Annotated in this window: 1 protein-coding gene and 1 pseudogene; both read left to right on the top strand. The window is 65.8% G+C overall.

Going from position 1 to position 1,967, the window contains the following annotated elements; translation table 11 throughout:
- Positions 1–60: 60 nt before the first annotated feature.
- Positions 61–867: pseudogene (locus QZ326_RS13070) on the top strand (nucleotidyltransferase family protein); the annotation flags it as partial.
- A 25-nt stretch (positions 868–892) separates the two neighbouring features.
- The gene (locus QZ326_RS13065; RefSeq protein ID WP_295746059.1) at positions 893–1,771 is read left to right on the top strand and encodes a DUF3298 and DUF4163 domain-containing protein; all 879 of its coding nucleotides are present in this window, start codon (positions 893–895) and stop codon (positions 1,769–1,771) included.
- Positions 1,772–1,967 lie beyond the last annotated feature (196 nt).

Genomic DNA, 1,967 nt, shown 5'->3' with positions numbered 1-1,967 from the left:
ACCACCGAGATCTACACTCTTTCCCTACACGACGCTCTTCCGATCTAACTCCGGCAGGGGGACTCCTTCGCCGCCGCCCGCCAGCGGGCGGCGGGGCGGCTGACCTCCATGGAAGAGGCGGCGCTGCTGGCGGAGCCCAATAATACTCTGGGAGTGGAATACTGCAAGGCCCTCCTGCGCCGGAACGCCCCGCTGGAGGTGCTGACTATTCCCCGCCGGGGGGCCGCCCACGACCAAGAGGACACGCCGCTGGACCAGAACGCCTCCGCCGCCGCCATCCGGGCGCTGCTGCGGCAGGGACTGCGGGAGGAGGCCTTGGGCCGCATGGCCCCCGCCATGGCGGAGACTTACCGGGCCGAGGAGGCTGCGGGCCGGGCCCCGGTGTTTCTGGAGAACTGTGAGCGGGCCGTTCTGGCCCGGCTGCGGTCCATGGAGGAGGCGGACTTCGCCGTCCTGGACCAGGGCCGGGAGGGACTGTACCGGCGGCTGTACGACGCCGGCCGCGCCGCCGTGTCGGTGGAGAAGCTGCTGGCGGCGGCCAAGACGAAGCGGTATCCCTACGCCCGCCTGCGGCGGATGGTCCTGTGGGCCTACCTGGGCCTGCGGCCGGAGGAGTTCCCGGAGGCCGTGCCCTATCTGCGGGTGCTGGCCGCCAATGAGACGGGGCGCACCCTGCTGGCCCGGATGCGGAAGACGGCCTCCGTCCCCATCCTGACCAAGCCCGCCGCCGCGAACCGGCTGGGAAAAGAGGCCCGGGAGCTCTTCGCCCTGGAGGCCCGGGCCGCGGATCTGTACGCCCTGGCATATCCGAACCTCTCCGCCGCCTCTGGCGGCAGTCTCTGGCGGGAGGGACCGGTGATGATCTGAACACCTCGGAAAAGGGAGATAACAGATGAGAAAATGGACCATTGTACTTTTGATCTGCTGTCTGCTGGCAGGCTGTACCGCCGCCCCGGCAGACCGGGAGCCCGTACAGAACGCTCTGCCTCCAGCGGCGGAGCCTGTGCCGGAGGCGGCCTGTACCTACACTGTAGAGATGAAAGACCGGGAGGACAACGCCGTGGACGAGGACGGTGCCCTCTTGGCAGTGTACCGCGTTCACATGCCGGTGCTGGCTGCCCGCCGGACTGACGGCTCCACCATCGAGACGGCGGAGACGGAGGCGGAGTCCCGGGCGCTGATGACGGTAGAGACCTTCAACGCGGAGTTCGCCTCCTGGACCGGCCGGGAGCCGCTGGAGGAGCTGACTGAAATGGCTCAGTTTGAACGGGCCTGGCGGCAGGAAGCGCAGATCGAGTGGGTCTCCGAACTCTTCATGGATCTGGACTGCCGGGTCTACCAGAGGGAGCGGCTGGTCAGCGTGGCGGGAAACTATTACAGCTACACCGGCGGGGCCCACCCCAACACGGTGCTGATGGCCTGGAACTTCGACCTGGAGACCGGGGAATTTTTCGCGCCGGAGCAGCTGGCGGAGGACGGCGGGGCCTTCTCCCAGGCGGTGCAGGCGGAGATCGTCCGCCAGATCCATGAGAGGGCGGAGGAAAACGGCATGGCGGCGGAGGAGATGTTCTGGAGCGACTACGAGGAGATCGCCGCCGGGTGGAGCGGCTATGCCGTCAGCTTTGACGAGGCGGGCATGACCGCGGGCTTCTCCCCCTACGAGCTGGCAGCCTACGCCGCCGGGCCCCAGACCTTCCTCCTGCCCTATGACCTTCTGTCCCCCTATCTTAGTGACTATGGCCGGGCGGTGCTGGGGCTGGCGCGGGACTAACGCGGAAAACAGAGGGTTTTGCCTGCTCAGCCTGCCAAAAAACCTCGCCATTTGGTAGCTACTCATAAAACAGTATCAACCGACAAACTGAAATAGGGTAGCTGCCATACAGGGTGCAGAAAAAAGCGAGTAAGAAACAATGCGTTTCTTGCCCGCTTTTTTCATGCCCTTTGTTACGCAGTAGGGGCTGAAAAAG

Origin of the sequence: uncultured Oscillibacter sp. (assembly GCF_910587525.1) — a bacterium.
Lineage (GTDB): Bacteria > Bacillota > Clostridia > Oscillospirales > Oscillospiraceae > Oscillibacter.
Note: the sequence above shows the minus strand (reverse complement) of the source record. Positions and strands in the feature narration are given on the sequence as shown.

Coding starts and splice junctions, on each gene's coding strand:
- QZ326_RS13065 (WP_295746059.1), top strand. CDS start 893: ATGAGAAAATGGACCATTGTACTTTTGATCTGCTGTCTGCTGGCAGGC.